The following is a 15,462-nucleotide window of genomic DNA, read 5'->3' as shown; positions in this document are numbered from 1 at the left end:
TTCGTTTGAATTGTAAAGATTATGTTAAAATCGTTTTTTTCTCTTGTTTTATATAAGTATGTAATTATATGCTTATTAAAGGGAGGAGTAAGTATGGTTATACTACCATATCCATGTCGTGGATATGAAAGATGTAACATTATTTATTTAGTGTGAGATAAACAAAATTGCAAATAAAGACATTTAGGAGTATCATATTTCATTTTCGTTCATATATAAGTAAATAGCTATATAATTATACAAGAATAGGAGGTGTTCCCGTGCAAAAGACAGTAGTGGAAATAGAAAAAGCATCACATGTTTTAAAGTTGCTTGGTGATAAAACACGTTTAACGATCATGGCAATTTTAAAACAACGTGAGTGTTGTGTATGCGAGCTTCTTGAGGTGTTTGACATGAGTCAGCCGGCGATTAGTCAGCATCTTCGCAAGTTAAAAGATGCAGGATTAGTAAAAGAAGATAAGAGGGGACAGTGGATTTATTATTCCCTCAATTCACAAAATGAGTTATATGATTTCATCCAAGATATTCTGCAACATATTCCAGATCAAACAGAGAATATTCGTAAGATTGAGGAAACCAACCCTACGCTCCGTTGCGGTTGTTAACCTACTAATTTAAATTATTAGGGGGAAAAAATGAATAATACGGGGAAAAAACGTCTATCGTTTTTGGATCAATACCTCACGCTTTGGATTTTCCTTGCTATGGCAGCAGGAATTGGATTAGGATTTGTCTTTCCAGGCTTTGTAGACGGAATGAACAGTTTGCAGGTAGGGACCACATCAATTCCAATTGCGATTGGCTTAATTTTAATGATGTATCCTCCGTTAGCAAAAGTTCGTTATGAGGAGATTGGGCGCGTCTTTAAAGATGTGAAAGTATTAGTGTTATCGCTCGTACAAAACTGGATTATTGGACCGATTCTTATGTTTTTGTTGGCGATCATATTCTTACCGGATAAACCGGAATACATGGTCGGACTCATCATGATCGGTCTGGCACGTTGTATTGCGATGGTGATTGTCTGGAATGATTTAGCGAAAGGAGACAGGGAGTACGCAGCTGGATTGGTGGCGTTTAACTCTGTATTCCAAATGCTATTTTACTCTGTTTATGCGTATGTGTTTGTGACGATCATTCCAGAATGGTTAGGACTAGAAGGTGCTGTCGTTAATATTACAATGATGGAAGTCGCTAAGTCGGTGTTTATTTACTTAGGAATTCCGTTTCTTGGCGGAATGTTGACGCGCTTTTTGTTAGTAAAAGCAAAGGGCAGACAATGGTATGAAAAAGTATTTATTCCAAAAGTCAGCCCGATTACATTGATTTCTTTGTTGTTTACGATTATCGTCATGTTCTCTTTAAAAGGAGACGTCATTGTAAGCTTGCCGTTGGATGTAGTGAGAGTTGCCATTCCATTGTTGATTTACTTTGTGTTGATGTTCTTCGTTTCCTTCTTCTTAGGGAGGAAATTTGGAGCGAGATACCCTGTAACCACAACACTTGCCTTTACAGCCGGCAGTAATAACTTTGAGTTAGCGATTGCCGTAGCTGTTGGCGTGTTTGGGATCCATTCCGGTGCAGCATTTGCAGCTGTTATTGGACCACTGGTGGAAGTGCCTGTCATGATTGCGTTAGTCAACGTGGCACTATGGTTTCAACGAAAATACTTTAAAACAGAATCAGTATCATACTAACAACAGAGGTGGAAGGAAACATGAAAAACAAAAAGATCATTTACTTCTTATGCACAGGTAACTCTTGCCGCAGCCAAATGGCAGAAGGATGGGCAAAAAAATATCTTGGCGACGAGTGGGAAGTGTACAGCGCCGGTATTGAAGCGCATGGACTAAATCCAAACGCGGTAAAAGTCATGAAAGAAGTAGGAATTGATATTTCGAACCAGACATCGGATATCATTGATCCGGAAATTTTAAATAAAGCGGATTTGGTAGTAACATTATGTGGTCATGCAGCGGACCATTGTCCAGTAACCCCACCAAATGTGAAACGTGTTCATTGGGGATTTGATGATCCGGCAAAGGCGGAAGGAACGGAGGAGGAAAAATTAGCTGTATTCCGTCGTGTTCGCGATGAAATCGGCGCGCGCATCAAAAAATTTGCTGAAACAGGCGAATAAGACTAAATGACAGCCGAGAAGAATCTTCTCGGCTGATTTTATTTAATAAATACTTCATACAAAACAAAGGACGAGACATGTCGATAAAATTTTCTTTATTTTTTAAAATAAAAAAGTTGCAATTTGCAAATAATGTGATATAAATAATTATAGAGGTGAAAAAAATGGAAAACATTAGAGAGTTGTTTCAAGTGATGACACGTCGTTTTGGATTGCTAAATAAAAATTGCTGTTCGATTGATGATGTAGATATTTCTCTCGTTCAAAGCCATATTCTTTATGAAATTGACAAAAGAGAACATCCCTCCATGCAACAAGTGGCTGAAGCATTAGGAATGGATATTACCACGTTCAGCAGACAGATTCAAAATTTAGTGAAAAAGGGATTAGTAAAAAAAACGCCGCTTCCTGAAGATCGAAGAGTATACACGTTATCGTTAACCACCGAAGGAAAGTTTATCGCAACAACCATTGATCGAGAAATAAATCGATATCTAGAAGAAGTGTTTTCACATATGACGGAATTTGAGAAAGAAACCGTGATTCGTTCGATTAAATTGTTGAATGAGTGTATGGCAAAATCAAGTGTATGTTGTAAACCGTTATTTTGAGGCAAGTATATCTAGGCTTGCCTGTTTGTTAAACATATAGTTGTAATTTGCAAATAAAATAAGGAGAGATAATCAATGAGCATAGCGATTTTTCAAGACTTTCTCTTATATTGCGTTAGAATTAACTCTTTTGTTTTTGGCTATTTCGTTCGTCATTCACTTTTCAGTAAGGATATATTCCTTATGATAAAATGCAAAGTTTGTTAACAAAGCGCCATCCGTTATTCGGAGCATTGGTTGCTGTCGCGTTTGCGTTTTGCTCATGTTCTACGATCCCAGTTGTCGTATCGCTTTTAAACCAGAAGGTCCGTTTCGGTATTGTGATGATTTTTCTCTTTGATTCTCCTGTGCTCGATCCAATCATATTGACACTCATGGCTGCGACACTCGGAGTAAAAAAAGGAGAAGTAGAGATCGGAAAGAAACGAAACATGAGAGAAGCTTTACAGGAGACCTTTCACTTAATAAAAACGGTTTATCCATATTTGCTTTTGGGTGCAGGCATTGAAGCCATTATTCATGGTGCTGTACTGACAGAATGGATTTCAACCTATATGGGGGGTGATAAGTGGTGGCTTGTTCCACTTGCAGCAATCATCGGAATTCCTTTGTATATCCGCCTTTTCACGATGATTCCCATTTCACAAATGTTGATTGCAAAAGGCATGGCATTAGGACCTGTTATGGCGCCGATGGTTAGCTCAGCAGGGGCAAGCTTACCGGAGATCACATGATTACACAGTATCTTTAGAAAGAAGCTGGTCTTTGCGTTTGTAGGTTCTGTCATGACGATGGCAACGTTATCAGGATTTTTATTCTATATCATTTAAGGAGTGATAACTTATGAATCACGTTAATAACGATCAAATCCGGCAAAATGTCCGCAGCCGCTATAAGCAAATTGCGCTGCAGGAAGTAAATTCTAGAAGCTGTTGTTCAGACTCTTCCGGATGTTGTGGTACACCTAATGAGGTATCAGCAAAACTAGGATACTCGGATGAGGAATTATCTGCCGTGCCAGAAGGAGCTAATCTTGGACTTGGTTGCGGCAACCCGCTAGCAATTGCGGAATTGAACCCCGGAGATGTGGTGTTGGATCTTGGTTGTGGTGCCGGTTTCGATTGCTTTTTGGCTGCTCGTCAGGTCGGAGAAACCGGGCGCGTCATTGGTGTGGATATGACACCAGAAATGATCAGCAAAGCACGCAACAATGCTGCCAAGGGTGGCTTTACCAATACTGAATTTCGGTTAGGAGAAATCGAATATTTACCGGTGGCAGATGGTTCGGTGGATGTCATTATTTCCAATTGCGTCATTAATCTTTCTCCAGATAAGCCCCAGGTGTTCAAGGAAGCCTATCGTGTGCTGAAACCAGGAGGGCGCCTTGTCATTTCCGACGTTGTGGCGACGGCAGAACTTCCATCGGAAATCAAAAACAATATGGATGTCTTGTATTCGGGCTGCGTATCAGGAGCAGCATCGATTGGTGAACTGGAATCCATGTTACAACAGAGTGGATTCACACAGATCACCATTGAACCAAAAGATGAATCGAAGGAGTTTATCAAAGATTGGGTGCCTGGAGCGAACATCGAGGATTACATTGTTTCTGCGATCATTAAAGCAATGAAACCTTAAAAAATGTGGTGTAACAGATCGGAACTCGTTGGGGAAGAAAAGCGTGAGTGTTGCTAATGTTACATGGAAAAGGCATTAGGCGATTCCTAGTGCCTTTTCTGTATGAAAATAAGGAGGGATTTTTCATATGAACATTCGTAGCTTTCGCAAAGAGGATTGGATGCAAGTGAAGGAAATTTACGAGCAAGGAATTGCGACAGGACAAGCAACGTTTGAAACGACAGCACCATCGTTTGAAAAATGGGAATCGACCATTGCCGCAAATTTATGTTTGGTCGCTGAAAACGAAGAAGGCATTCAAGGCTGGTGTAAGATAAGTAAAGTATCGGATCGCTGCGTGTATGAAGGGGTGGGAGAGGTGAGTGTGTATGTTCGAGATGTGAGTCGAGGAAAAGGAGTGGGAAAAAAACTTCTACAAGCTATGATCAAAGAATCCGAGGCAAAAGGATTTTGGACATTAACAGCAGGGATTTTCCCTGAAAACATACCAAGTTTACGTTTACATCAAAGTGTTGGATTTCGTGAAGTTGGTATCCGACAACGTATAGGAAAGTTAAATGGGGTATGGCGTGATGTGGTATTGCTTGAGCGTCGCAGTCCAGTTGTAGGTATAGACTGATTATGAATTTTATATTATGTAATCACTTTGTATATATAAAAGTGGCAGATTATTCTCGGATTCATAGCGAACCAAATAAATCTGCCACTAGAGTTAGATCCAAATACAATTGTGTTATTTCCATATACCATTCTGTCAATGTACAGCCCCTCGTTGTGGGTTATGTCCTCCTCTGCAAAAAACAATATATTTTGTTAATTGTATTTAACTTTTTCCAAGGCTCTTTGGTTATTGGATGAAACGAAGATCATGAATTAAAAAATCTTTTTTCATCGGACAGTTAGGAGTGTAAAGAAATTCAGCTAACAATTGTTGTTGGAGTTCGTTTGCCATTGCCCCTTTAAAGAAGGCAATGGCTTCTTTATCATTCGTTGTTAATTTTAAATGTTCATTGTTTTTCCCGAATACTTGGAATTGCTTGATTGCCAGCGGTGAACAATAAAACAACGGCTTTGGAAATGACATTCCGAATGGTTCTAAAACGCTTAAGTCAGCAAAAAGATGCATAGGGAACTGATGTAAGGGAATTGTACTAATGTATTTTAATTTTGGATGTAGTGGCGGTTCCTCTAAGGCTGCTAGTTGAATCGCTTCTCTAAAAGCATGAATATGATCGAAATCGGGTTTAATCGAAAAACCAGCAGCGGCTCGATGACCACCGTATTTGGTTAAGAAATGTGAGCACTTCTTAATCACATTAATGATGGAAAAATCAGTCGTGTTTACACTTCTGGCAGAACCGGCTCCTGTCAAGGAAATCACAACCGCTGGCTTTTTGAATTTATTGGCTATTTTGGCGGCAATGAGACCGATAATTCCGCTGTGAAAATCATCGCAAACGACAATAACATTTTGTTTATACCATTGGTTTTGAATAATTTGTTCCTCAATACGTTGGAATTGTTCTTTTGTCATTTGTTGCCGCTTTTTATTTAAAGTAATTAATGCATAAAGATCTGCTTTTGTACATGAAGGATTGATTAGAATATCGACAGCTTCGTTCGGATCATCAATTCGTCCCGACGAGTTAAAAATCGGTCCAATTTGAAAGCTAATGGTGGAACTATCGACATATTTAATTCGTAAAATCTCAAAGAGTTTTTTTAATACAGGGGTTGGTGTATAGTTCATTTTCTGCAATCCAAGTTTACAAATAATACGATTTTCTCCTTTAATAGGCATTAGATCCGCAATCGTACCTAATGTGGCAAACTCAATAAATTCATAAACATGTTTATCCCAAGGGATTTTTCCTGCCATAAAAAGTGCCTGTACAACTTTTAAAGCGACTCCTGCACCTGCGAGATGTCGGAAAGGATAAGTGTTGTCATGGCGTCGCGGATTAATAAACGCATAACAGTCGGGATGCGGACCTAAAACTTCGTGATGATCCGTAACAATGACATCCATTCCTCTTCTTTTTGCCACTTCCATGGCAGGGTGGGCGCTTGATCCATTGTCTACTGTAATAATTAAAGAGACATCTTCCGGAACTTTTTCCATTGCTTTTGGTGACAAACCGTACCCTTCACTGCGAAGCGGCAATCGATAATGTACATCTGCTTTAAATTTCTTTAAAGCTTTGTACAGGATAGCTGTTGCTGTCATTCCATCTACATCATAATCACCATAAATCAGAATTTTTTCTTTTTGTATCAAAGCTTTAATAATGCGTATAATCGCTTTTTTCATGTCATTCATGAGAAATGGATCATGAAAATCATCTATAGTCGGAAATAAGAATCGTGATACTTTTTCGCAATTGTCGATGCCGTGAATAAACAAATGGTGCATCAGTACAGGTTCGATATCAAACTGTCTTGCCATATAGGTGATCAAAGCTTTATTGGGATGTTTTTCTAATGGTGTATCAAACGGTATCCAATCCATACTTACCGTCCTCTCGTTGGTGTCATTTGTAAAACCAAGCATATTTTTTAGCTTGAAAAACGTTTAATGTTTGAAAAAATCGGTCGGATGGGATGTTTTTGTTCCGTAGTATTCCTGATAAAAACGCGCAAGGTACTCCAGAGGACGGTTATATGTTAAATACTCTCTGTAAAAATTAATTGGCATCGGGAATGCGTTTTCGTATTCAATTCCTCCTTTTGACAGCACAAAATACAATTCAAATGGCGTATCGATTTCAAGTGAACTCATTACTTCTTTATAAAAAATGACACCAGAATTTTTATAAGAGATCAGTTCTTTTTTTAGATGAAGCAGATTCTGAAATTGATTAGTATCGAGCAATTGGCGTAAGGTGATCGGTTTCATGCTGTCAACTCCATTTACTGAATGTTTAATACGATTTCAATATCCTTTTCATCAAGTAAAATCACTTTTTCAACAATCGTTTTAATGAATGATTTTGCTTCCTGGACTGGTAAAACATCAATTGCATCGATCACATTGTTTATTTTTTCTTTCACCATTGCCTCAAGCTTTTTTACATCCACTGAGGAAGCATTTTCCGCTTTTTGAGCTTCTGCAATGATTTGTTCCATCCGCTTTTTTTCTTCATTTAAATCCTCTAATTCAATGAGTCCTGCCGTGTATGCTTCCACTTTTCGTTTATAACGATTTTTGGCAGCTCGAATTTTTTGCTCGATTGTACTCTCTTCGTTTTCAGCAGCCCTTTGAATAAGATGAGGAATCATTTGAGAGTTAATTGAATCAGCTAACTTTAATAACCCATGTTTAAACCATGATTCCACATCGTCAGCGCGGTACTGTTTGCTTGTACACGTTCCTTTGTTTTTGTTAGCAGAACAACGATAAACGCGATAGCGATTTTTCGCTGAACCTGACCAACCAATGCTCATTCCTGAACCACATCTGCCGCATTTTAATAGTCCACCAAGCAAATGGGGACTTGTTTGTGCTCGAGGTGCCATTTGTTTTTTATTTACTCTTTTTTGTACTTGTTCCCATGTAACTTGATCAATAATAGCTGGACAAGCGTCTTCAACGACAACCCAATCGGCATCATCTTTTTTTACTCGCTTCGATTTACTGGAGTCGATACGGTTCCAAACCAGAGTTCCTTTATATACGGGATTCGTAAGCATTCGTTTAATAGCACGAATCGACCATTCCTTTTTTTGACGAGAAGCTATTCCTTCTTCATTTAGCTTTTTAGCAATCGCATAGTAGCCGAGCCCTTTATTTAGATACCAATCATAAACTTTTCGAACGATTTGTGCTTCCGGTTCATAAATAACTAATTCTTTATTTACATCTAATCTGTAACCGTAAGGGCTTTGTGTTAACCATTTTCCTTGTCTGGCTGCGTGCAGCATGTTTTCAAAAACACGTTCCCGAATTCGTTCCCGTTCAAACTCGGCAACCGCACCCAGGACTTGGAGTGTAAGACGTCCGGACGGAGTATTGGTGTCAAACGATTCACTAACTGAAATAAATGAAACGTTATATTCTTGGAACGTATCAATTAATTTCAAAAGATCCAATAATCGCCTGCTCAAGCGGTCCAATTTCGTGACTAATATTTTTGAAATCGTACCTTTTTTTACTTCCTGTAATAAACGGTTTAACTCCGGACGATCAAGATTTTTAGCAGAATAACCGTCATCGATAAAAAGTAGTGGTTCCTCATTCCAACCCATTGCCCGGCAGTAAGCTTTTAACCGTTCTTGTTGTTCATCGAGCGAAACCCCTTCCCGAGCTTGTTCGTCCGTAGAAACGCGGCAATATAAAGCAATCGATCTTTCTTGAAAAATGTCTTTCATACATACTGCCTCCAACTCTGTTTGTCCCATATCCCATATATATGTTTGGATGAACGAAACAATGAGTTTGACCGATTTGCAGGGTTGTCCCACCTCACTTTCTGCATATGTATGAGCAAAGGGGGAATACCGATGGAAGATGTGAAAGTTCGCTTCTCCGTAAATAGCAGTTTAGGAAAATTTTCATTTGACGACATCCACGATCTTCATAGCCACCCCGTTGCTCAAATGATCCAAGAAAAAATGGTTGCATGGGAACAGAAGTTTAAGGGAAGTGCAATTCATCACCTATTGCATAAAGAAATCGGTCAGGAACAAGCCAAACAGATTCAAATTGCCTTCCAACAAAAAGAGAGCCAACCGGTCGATGGTTAGGCTCTCCTTTTTTGTTAATTTTATTCATTATTATGAACAGATGTTTATTATTATGAATAAAATTACCAAAATTTGTTCATCATAAAATTAGCGAGTGGAGTTTTCATTCAAAAACAAATGAACTCCTCGCTCCAGTGTGGAAAGGAGGTAATCAGCAATTTCTGGGTGCTTTTGTTCCAATTCCTTTAGTTGTCGCATGACATGTTGGATCCGAATATCGAATTCGCTATCACTGGAATGTGTTGTTTCAACAGGAAGGAGTGAGAGTTCTTCTTGAAGTTTTTCGAGAAGTGAAAGCTGAATGGTGTCTGTTTTACCGGTTTCTAGGTTGCTGAGATAAGCAGGAGAAACATTTAAACGTTCAGCGAAAGCATTTAAACTGATTCCTTTTTGTTTTCTTAGCACACGAATTCGTTCTCCTATATGTTGCAACATATTCGAATTCCTCCGTAAAAATGGCTAGACGCATGTATTTTCAAAGAAATACAAGTTTGGTTAGAAACAAAGGCTTTATTGTATTTCAACATTCATCCAAAAAAATCCTGTTTGTAAGCTTAAGTTTTAGGAAAACATCATAAATTTTTTGAGGAGAGATAGGAATGAAAGGAAAAATCCCAAAAGTAACTTGCCAAGTCGTTTCTATTCAATATGTTCATGATCCAGAGGCAGCGGAAAAGTGGTTTGACTTGTACACAGATATTATTTTGAAGCAAATACAGAACAGACAAGAAACGAAAAGGGAGTTGGAGGTGTTGGATGATTGAAAACGGTTGCTTATTACCGCAACTCGATTAGCAAAGAAAAGCAGAAGCTATCCATTGAAATGCAAATGCAGCATGTGCATGAGGTAGCAGCAAAAAACCGTTTATTGATCGATGATGAGTTTATGGATCGAGAAACGTCCGCCAGAAAAAGAAAATGGAAGAGAGAAAGGGTATGGCGCAGCTAATCGAAGAAATAAAAAAGGGGCGGGTAAAAAATTTAATTGTGTACAGCCGTTGCCGCTTGGCACGAAATGTACAACAGTATATGAGTTTATATGATTTACTAAGGCAGCATAAGGTAAATGTCATTTTCGCAGCGAGCTTTGAATTTCCTATGATGTATACGGCGGAGGCTGAATTAATTGAACGGATTGTCGCCGCCATGAATCAGGAAGATGCTGAAAAATTGGTTCAAAAATTGCAAGATTCTAAAGTAACTGTAGCAAGAGAAGGAAAACATGCTGGGGGACGTATTCCATTTGGGTATCGATCACCCCGAGAGTATCTTGAAGAGGATGAGGAGGAGTCTGATTGGATTTTAGTTGAAGAGGAAGTAAAGACAATCAAAAACGTTTATGATTTATTTTTGCAAAAAGATTTTAGCTCCCTCACAAAATTTGTAAAGATAGTAAACGAATTGGGACTGCGCTTTAAAGATAATAAGGAATGGAACTATTCTAATATGCAAAACGTTCTTACAAACCCTATTTACAAAGGAAAAAGAATATCTCACATAAAGGGAGAAGAAATTGAAAAAGATGTGCCGCATCTTAAGATTGTCGATGAAACAGTATGGGAAAACGTTCAAAAGAAAATGAGTAAGGTTGTAAAGAGACGCAAAAAATCAAAAGAAAATCAAAATGAAAACCATGTATTTTTATTAAAAGATCTTGTTTATTGTGATGAATGTAATCAAGTAATGCATGGCAAACCACATCAATTGAAGGGTAAAACGTTTTTAGTGTATAAATGTAAAAAACATTCCAAAGTGCGAGCATCAAAAGATTGGTTAGAAAACACAGTTATTGAACATGCGAATGAGTTCTTTAACCAAATTATTCATACGCAATTTGCGGAGGTTATTGAGAAAATATACAAGGGAGAGACAAAGGGATATATCGAAGCCATTGAGCAAATTGACCGCGAACTGAAACAGTTAGAGGAAAGCATGGTACAGACAGTGGAGCATGCTCTGGCAAAGGAAGAAGAACTTCAATTAAACAAGTCGATGTTACAGATGTTAAAGAAATATGAACAAAGTTTGTTTGTTAAATCCGAATTAGAATCCAGGATTTTCGAAATAAACGAAAAGTTTAAGACGATACATGATTGGAAACAGGAGTCATCGTTGAAAATGATTGATCCAGACATGGCAGATGATCAAAAAATAGAATTGCTGCAGGACATTATCTCTCGTGTTCGGGTCAGTAAAGAGAAAATTGAAATTATTTTCCGTCATCCATTATTTACAGGATTGGAGGGAAGGGAAGAAATTGGACTTATCTAAGATTTTGACACCCGGCATGAAGGGGGTTTTTTATGGTCGGCATTCCACGCATAAGCAGACAATGGAAACACAGCGTCGTAGCGCCTATGATTTAGCCGAAAAATATCAGTGTACAATTGTGGAGGAAATTCTGGACGAGGGAGTGTCTTCACGAAAAAAAGATCGTGAAGGATATAAGCGATTGATTGCTGCAGCTTATGAAAAGAAATTTGACTTCGTTATTATCTACTCACATTCCCGTATTGCACGCATACCTGAAGAACATGATCTGATACGCGCAACGATGCATATATTAGATATCCCAATCATCGAAAGTGAAACAGAAAGTTTATATGATTTTGGCGACACTATTTTTAGAGCGATTAAAGATGGAATAGCCAAATATGAGCTGGATAAAATCCGGATCAATACAAAAAATGCAATTGAAACGTTGGCGAAAAATGGACGATGGACAGGTGGCAGGGCTCCGTTTGGGTATCAGTATACTTCCAAAAAGGAAGGAGGAACTGAAAAGTTTGATATAGTGGAAGCTGAAATAGAATTGGTGAAAAAAGTGTTTGAGTTATATAAAAATCATCATGGTTTTTCATCTATTGCCAGACAGCTTCCTGAAAACAGTTATCGTGGAAAAGCATGGACTAAGGACCGTGTAAAAAACATCATTACGAATCCCTTTTATGCAGGTTATATCGCGATCAGAAGAAAGCACGAAAAGAAACACAATGCGTTAAAAGACAGAAGTGAGTGGATAATGAAAAAAAGTCCACTTATTCCGGCGGTTTTAACGATTGAAGAATGGGAATATTGCTGGAATCTATACAAAACAAAGAACGAGAGAAAAATTCCACCGAAACACTTTAAAACATCTTTTCTGTTAACAGGTTTGTTAAAGTGCCAAAATTGTAATGGGGGGTTAATTGGAAAAGATCAGCGAACGACGAGCAACCAGGGAAAAGTATATGGAAAAAAAGTGTATTTGTGCAAATCATGCAATTATAAAGTCGATGTAGATGATGCACATCAAACGGTATTAAAAGTATTCAAAAGTTATCAGGGTATAGATACGGAGAAACTGATCTCGGCTGTTCAGGAAAAAGTGGAAACAGAAATTAGCAACCTCAAGAAAAGTATTGAGGATTTAAAAGTGTCATGGCAAACAGAAAAACGAAAACTCCAGCTTTGCGATATTGAAATTGAAAAAGCCTTTAAAAGGAAGGAAGAAAAGGAACCCCACATCAAAATATTGATCATTACAAAAGATCGAATCCTAAACAAAGTTCATCAAATGGAACGTTGGATGGAGGAAAAAGAGGCAAAAATAAAATTCTTAGAAGAGGTTCAAAAAAATGAAAATTTAATTAAAGATCATTTAAAACAATTTCAGGCGCCTGTCTCTAGCTGCAATGAAGATATGCGAGCATTGTTTCTGTATTTATTTGAAGAAATCATGGTGAATAAAGAAGGACATTTGCAATGTAAACTACGCTTCAATTTAGAGGATAAGTGATACAAAAATCTCCTCGCTTGCAGGAGATTTTTGTATTTATGTAATAACATATCTCGGTGATTAGGTGCATATATTGGTAGGTAAAGAAATTTTTCTCGGTAATTAAGGGTAAGACCCGATCGCGATTAACCCCAAATTACCGATATTGATATGACTGAAATTCAAGAAAAACCTTTGATTTCAAGGGACAAGCTGGGGTTTGTCCTAATTTTATTATGGACAAGGAAGTCCTTTTTTAACAGTTCTCGGTTATTTGGATAGAGGAGATTTGTAAACTCGGTAATTAGGTTGGTTAAAGTATCACTGTTGCATCTCATCTTATCGATCCATGTCAAAGATTACAGCTTTAAACGAGGAAGAGAAAACTTCCTTGTTTTTTAGTGACTAAAGTTACATCAATAATGTTATGATCATAAATTTACCTTGATTCATAAGTAGTTAAGGGTTCGGTTTTGGAGTAGTAACAAGGCAGGTCCAAGGATTTGCAGTTTGGCAAAGAGATATTCAGTGATAACCAAGGATTTAATATATGGAATATAATAAATATTCATAATTTGTCATGTAAAAATTTTGATCATTTGGTAAAATAATTTGTGGTAGGGGGGAGAGTTAATGGTTACCAAAAAAAAATCAAAACAAGATCGAGAGTTGTTTAAGCAAATTCAAAATTCAATTGAAGAGTATGTCAATGAGCAAAATGAACTTAGAAATTCTGTTGGAATTGGTAATAGCTTTTGCGAATGGGTGCTTTATAATATATTTGAACTTAGAGAAGACGAGGTTTTGGATGCAACTGAGATATCAGGAAAATTTGATAATGGTATTGATGCAATATTTGAATATAATGGGGAAATATGTGTATTGCAAACTAAATATAACAATGCACACAATATCGATGCGGTGATGAGATTTATTGCAGATTGTCAAAGAGTGACTACTGAAATTCCAGTAACAGATAGAGATATTGTTCAAGAAATGTGCAGAAATTTAAGGGAAAGTCATCAAAACAAGGAAACAATTAATTGCTATTACGTTACAAATAACATTTTTAACGATTGGGAAGTTATGCAAATTAATTCTGCTAAAAAGAACATCGATGAGTCATTTAATAATTTAAAATTTCATTTTTTTGACTTGGAGAAAATTCAAGAAGAAATAGAAATAAAAAAAGGAATGCTACCAAAGGAATTTAGAGATAAAGTAATTAAACTTTTTATTGGGAAAAATTTTGAAGAATCTAATACCATTGTAGCGGTTGTAAAACTCAGAGATTTTGCTAATTTTGTAAATGACGGTGGTAATCTGTTGTTTCATTCTAATATTAGAAATTACTTAAAGGGTACTAAAATAAATAAGGGAATAAAAACTACCCTGAAAGAAGAACCTGAACGATTCTGGTTTTATAATAATGGAGTAACAATAGTTTGCGAAGATTATAGTCAACAAAAGGGTGTAGTGCATCTAAAAGCACCACAAATTGTAAACGGTTGCCAAACTGCTAAGACTTTAGCAGATTATTTTAAAACAAAGACAACTAAAGAATTAAATGAAATAAAACAAGATGGGCATCTTTTAGTTAAAATAATTAGGACAAAAAAGAGTGCTGAAGAAAACGAAAAAAAGGAACTAAGAGATAACATCACTCGATATACAAATAGCCAAAATGCTGTCAGGGGATTAGATTTTTATGCGCTTGATACATTCCAACGTAATTTAAAATCAACATTAAAACAATACGGTTATTACTATGAAATTCAAAGAGGATCTTTTATTACGGAACCTTCTCAGGTTCAAAAATCTTTTAATGGCTACGATGATTACAATTATTTATTGAAATCAGTAAGAAGTTCTAAAAAATATGTACTTCCAGCTAAAGAAGTAATACAAGCTTTTACGGCAGGAATAAAACAAATGCCTTCAGTGGCATACGGGAGAGCAAATGAGTTAACACCTTTAGGAAGTAAATGGGATAAAATAATTAACGAAGATACAAAAAATTTAGCACCCGAATACTTTCTTTTCCCTTACCTAATTCTGAAATATGCTAAAGAGGAGTTAAATTACAAAACTGGAGCAAGTGATTTCAGAAAAAATGCGGCATTTCTTTTTGTAGCAACATATTTTCTATTCATAATGACTTTAGTTCAAAAAGTTTCTGGAAAAGAATATGAGTCTCCTGAAGAAATTGATATTGAAATTTACAAAAATATAATTGTCAATCAGTCGTTAAATGAAAAATTGCTTAATAAGACCCATGGAATTTTGAAACACTTCTTTTTAGACAGCAAAATTGAAGAAGAGGTAGGGGATAATCTCAGAGGATTTTTGCAAAATAAAATTCATAAAGATAAGAATTGGATGGTTCTTAAGCGGAAAATTGCTCAAGTGATTGATGATCTTGAATTTGATAATATTTTAGATGAAATACAAGCTTTGGTTAACAAAGCTTCCGATGTTGAAGAGTAGTCGGAGTTTCCATAGACATAAAACCAAATTTATGAAGATAGACAAGCGGGTTTTACTGTATTCCGCTTGTATTTTTATGTTGA

Annotated in this window: 15 protein-coding genes and 2 pseudogenes; 13 read left to right on the top strand and 4 right to left on the bottom strand. The window is 36.9% G+C overall.

The features are described from left to right. Positions 1 to 260: 260 nt before the first annotated feature. From NXM86_RS15215 to NXM86_RS15185, 7 genes and pseudogenes are all read left to right on the top strand, one after another. The gene (locus NXM86_RS15215; protein WP_011230091.1) at positions 261 to 608 is read left to right on the top strand and encodes an ArsR/SmtB family transcription factor; all 348 of its coding nucleotides are present in this window, start codon (positions 261 to 263) and stop codon (positions 606 to 608) included. A gap of 30 nt (positions 609 to 638) precedes the next feature. Next, positions 639 to 1,700: an ACR3 family arsenite efflux transporter gene (gene arsB / locus NXM86_RS15210; protein ID WP_171698953.1), complete on the top strand. Its 1,062-nt coding sequence runs from the start codon at positions 639 to 641 to the stop codon at positions 1,698 to 1,700. Positions 1,701 to 1,720: 20 nt separating this feature from the next. Further along, on the top strand, positions 1,721 to 2,143 hold the full coding sequence (gene arsC / locus NXM86_RS15205) for an arsenate reductase (thioredoxin) (RefSeq protein WP_011230093.1): 423 nt from the start codon (positions 1,721 to 1,723) through the stop codon (positions 2,141 to 2,143). 164 nt (positions 2,144 to 2,307) lie between these two features. Further along, the gene (locus NXM86_RS15200; protein ID WP_011230094.1) at positions 2,308 to 2,754 is read left to right on the top strand and encodes a MarR family winged helix-turn-helix transcriptional regulator; all 447 of its coding nucleotides are present in this window, start codon (positions 2,308 to 2,310) and stop codon (positions 2,752 to 2,754) included. Between the two features lie 109 nt (positions 2,755 to 2,863). After that, a pseudogene (locus NXM86_RS15195) lies at positions 2,864 to 3,584 on the top strand (permease). A 13-nt stretch (positions 3,585 to 3,597) separates the two neighbouring features. After that, positions 3,598 to 4,392 (top strand): arsenite methyltransferase, encoded by a 795-nt coding sequence (locus NXM86_RS15190; protein WP_011230096.1) that lies wholly within the window; start codon positions 3,598 to 3,600, stop codon positions 4,390 to 4,392. A gap of 127 nt (positions 4,393 to 4,519) precedes the next feature. Beyond that, a complete protein-coding gene (locus NXM86_RS15185) occupies positions 4,520 to 5,011 on the top strand; it encodes a GNAT family N-acetyltransferase (protein ID WP_011230097.1) in 492 nt (163 codons plus the stop codon). A gap of 228 nt (positions 5,012 to 5,239) precedes the next feature. On the opposite strand, the gene recJ is transcribed toward NXM86_RS15185, so the two are convergent. The 3 genes from recJ to NXM86_RS15170 form a co-directional block, all read right to left on the bottom strand. Beyond that, positions 5,240 to 6,901 carry a single-stranded-DNA-specific exonuclease RecJ gene (gene recJ, locus NXM86_RS15180; protein ID WP_498958246.1) on the bottom strand — a complete coding sequence of 554 codons (1,662 nt, stop codon included), beginning with the start codon at positions 6,899 to 6,901 and terminating at the stop codon, positions 5,240 to 5,242. Between the two features lie 63 nt (positions 6,902 to 6,964). After that, entirely contained in the window at positions 6,965 to 7,288 is a 324-nt protein-coding gene (locus NXM86_RS15175; protein WP_498958245.1) for a hypothetical protein, read from the bottom strand. Positions 7,289 to 7,302: 14 nt separating this feature from the next. Further along, positions 7,303 to 8,760 carry a recombinase family protein gene (locus NXM86_RS15170; RefSeq protein ID WP_375216883.1) on the bottom strand — a complete coding sequence of 486 codons (1,458 nt, stop codon included), beginning with the start codon at positions 8,758 to 8,760 and terminating at the stop codon, positions 7,303 to 7,305. Between the two features lie 132 nt (positions 8,761 to 8,892). Here NXM86_RS15170 and NXM86_RS15165 point away from each other — a divergent pair, with 132 nt between their 5' ends. Beyond that, positions 8,893 to 9,135: a hypothetical protein gene (locus NXM86_RS15165; RefSeq protein WP_013877402.1), complete on the top strand. Its 243-nt coding sequence runs from the start codon at positions 8,893 to 8,895 to the stop codon at positions 9,133 to 9,135. Positions 9,136 to 9,222: 87 nt separating this feature from the next. On the opposite strand, the gene NXM86_RS15160 is transcribed toward NXM86_RS15165, so the two are convergent. Then, entirely contained in the window at positions 9,223 to 9,570 is a 348-nt protein-coding gene (locus tag NXM86_RS15160) for a helix-turn-helix domain-containing protein (RefSeq protein ID WP_066232903.1), read from the bottom strand. A gap of 164 nt (positions 9,571 to 9,734) precedes the next feature. On the opposite strand from NXM86_RS15160, the gene NXM86_RS15155 reads away from it, so the two are divergent. The 5 genes and pseudogenes from NXM86_RS15155 to NXM86_RS15135 all read left to right on the top strand — a co-directional run bounded on the left by NXM86_RS15155 (position 9,735) and on the right by NXM86_RS15135 (position 15,379). Further along, entirely contained in the window at positions 9,735 to 9,899 is a 165-nt protein-coding gene (locus NXM86_RS15155; protein WP_162924024.1) for a hypothetical protein, read from the top strand. A 59-nt stretch (positions 9,900 to 9,958) separates the two neighbouring features. Next, a pseudogene (locus tag NXM86_RS15150) lies at positions 9,959 to 10,296 on the top strand (recombinase family protein); the annotation flags it as partial. Then, complete coding sequence (locus NXM86_RS15145; RefSeq protein ID WP_498959048.1) at positions 10,282 to 11,406, top strand: recombinase family protein; 1,125 nt, start codon at positions 10,282 to 10,284, stop codon at positions 11,404 to 11,406. The pseudogene NXM86_RS15150 and the gene NXM86_RS15145, both read left to right, overlap by 15 nt. Beyond that, the gene (locus NXM86_RS15140) at positions 11,393 to 12,913 is read left to right on the top strand and encodes a recombinase family protein (RefSeq protein WP_498958244.1); all 1,521 of its coding nucleotides are present in this window, start codon (positions 11,393 to 11,395) and stop codon (positions 12,911 to 12,913) included. The genes NXM86_RS15145 and NXM86_RS15140 overlap by 14 nt, the downstream gene beginning before the upstream one ends. A gap of 612 nt (positions 12,914 to 13,525) precedes the next feature. Next, entirely contained in the window at positions 13,526 to 15,379 is a 1,854-nt protein-coding gene (locus tag NXM86_RS15135; RefSeq protein WP_498958243.1) for an AIPR family protein, read from the top strand. The last annotated feature ends 83 nt before the right edge of the window (positions 15,380 to 15,462 follow it).

The sequence above is a fragment of the Geobacillus sp. CX412 genome (genome assembly GCF_027942335.1).
Taxonomy (GTDB): Bacteria; Bacillota; Bacilli; order Bacillales; family Anoxybacillaceae; genus Parageobacillus_B; species Parageobacillus_B toebii.
This window is presented reverse-complemented; position numbering and strand designations above follow the sequence as displayed.

What these genes read in the sequence shown, in the direction of transcription:
- arsB (WP_171698953.1), top strand. Translation starts at nt 639, where the DNA reads ATGAATAATACGGGGAAAAAACGTCTATCGTTTTTGGATCAATACCTC.
- arsC (WP_011230093.1), top strand. Translation starts at nt 1,721, where the DNA reads ATGAAAAACAAAAAGATCATTTACTTCTTATGCACAGGTAACTCTTGC.
- NXM86_RS15200 (WP_011230094.1), top strand. Translation starts at nt 2,308, where the DNA reads ATGGAAAACATTAGAGAGTTGTTTCAAGTGATGACACGTCGTTTTGGA.
- NXM86_RS15190 (WP_011230096.1), top strand. Translation starts at nt 3,598, where the DNA reads ATGAATCACGTTAATAACGATCAAATCCGGCAAAATGTCCGCAGCCGC.
- NXM86_RS15185 (WP_011230097.1), top strand. Translation starts at nt 4,520, where the DNA reads ATGAACATTCGTAGCTTTCGCAAAGAGGATTGGATGCAAGTGAAGGAA.
- recJ (WP_498958246.1), bottom strand. Translation starts at nt 6,901, where the DNA reads ATGGATTGGATACCGTTTGATACACCATTAGAAAAACATCCCAATAAA.
- NXM86_RS15175 (WP_498958245.1), bottom strand. Translation starts at nt 7,288, where the DNA reads ATGAAACCGATCACCTTACGCCAATTGCTCGATACTAATCAATTTCAG.
- NXM86_RS15170 (WP_375216883.1), bottom strand. Translation starts at nt 8,760, where the DNA reads ATGAAAGACATTTTTCAAGAAAGATCGATTGCTTTATATTGCCGCGTT.
- NXM86_RS15165 (WP_013877402.1), top strand. Translation starts at nt 8,893, where the DNA reads ATGGAAGATGTGAAAGTTCGCTTCTCCGTAAATAGCAGTTTAGGAAAA.
- NXM86_RS15160 (WP_066232903.1), bottom strand. Translation starts at nt 9,570, where the DNA reads ATGTTGCAACATATAGGAGAACGAATTCGTGTGCTAAGAAAACAAAAA.
- NXM86_RS15155 (WP_162924024.1), top strand. Translation starts at nt 9,735, where the DNA reads ATGAAAGGAAAAATCCCAAAAGTAACTTGCCAAGTCGTTTCTATTCAA.
- NXM86_RS15145 (WP_498959048.1), top strand. Translation starts at nt 10,282, where the DNA reads ATGAATCAGGAAGATGCTGAAAAATTGGTTCAAAAATTGCAAGATTCT.
- NXM86_RS15135 (WP_498958243.1), top strand. Translation starts at nt 13,526, where the DNA reads ATGGTTACCAAAAAAAAATCAAAACAAGATCGAGAGTTGTTTAAGCAA.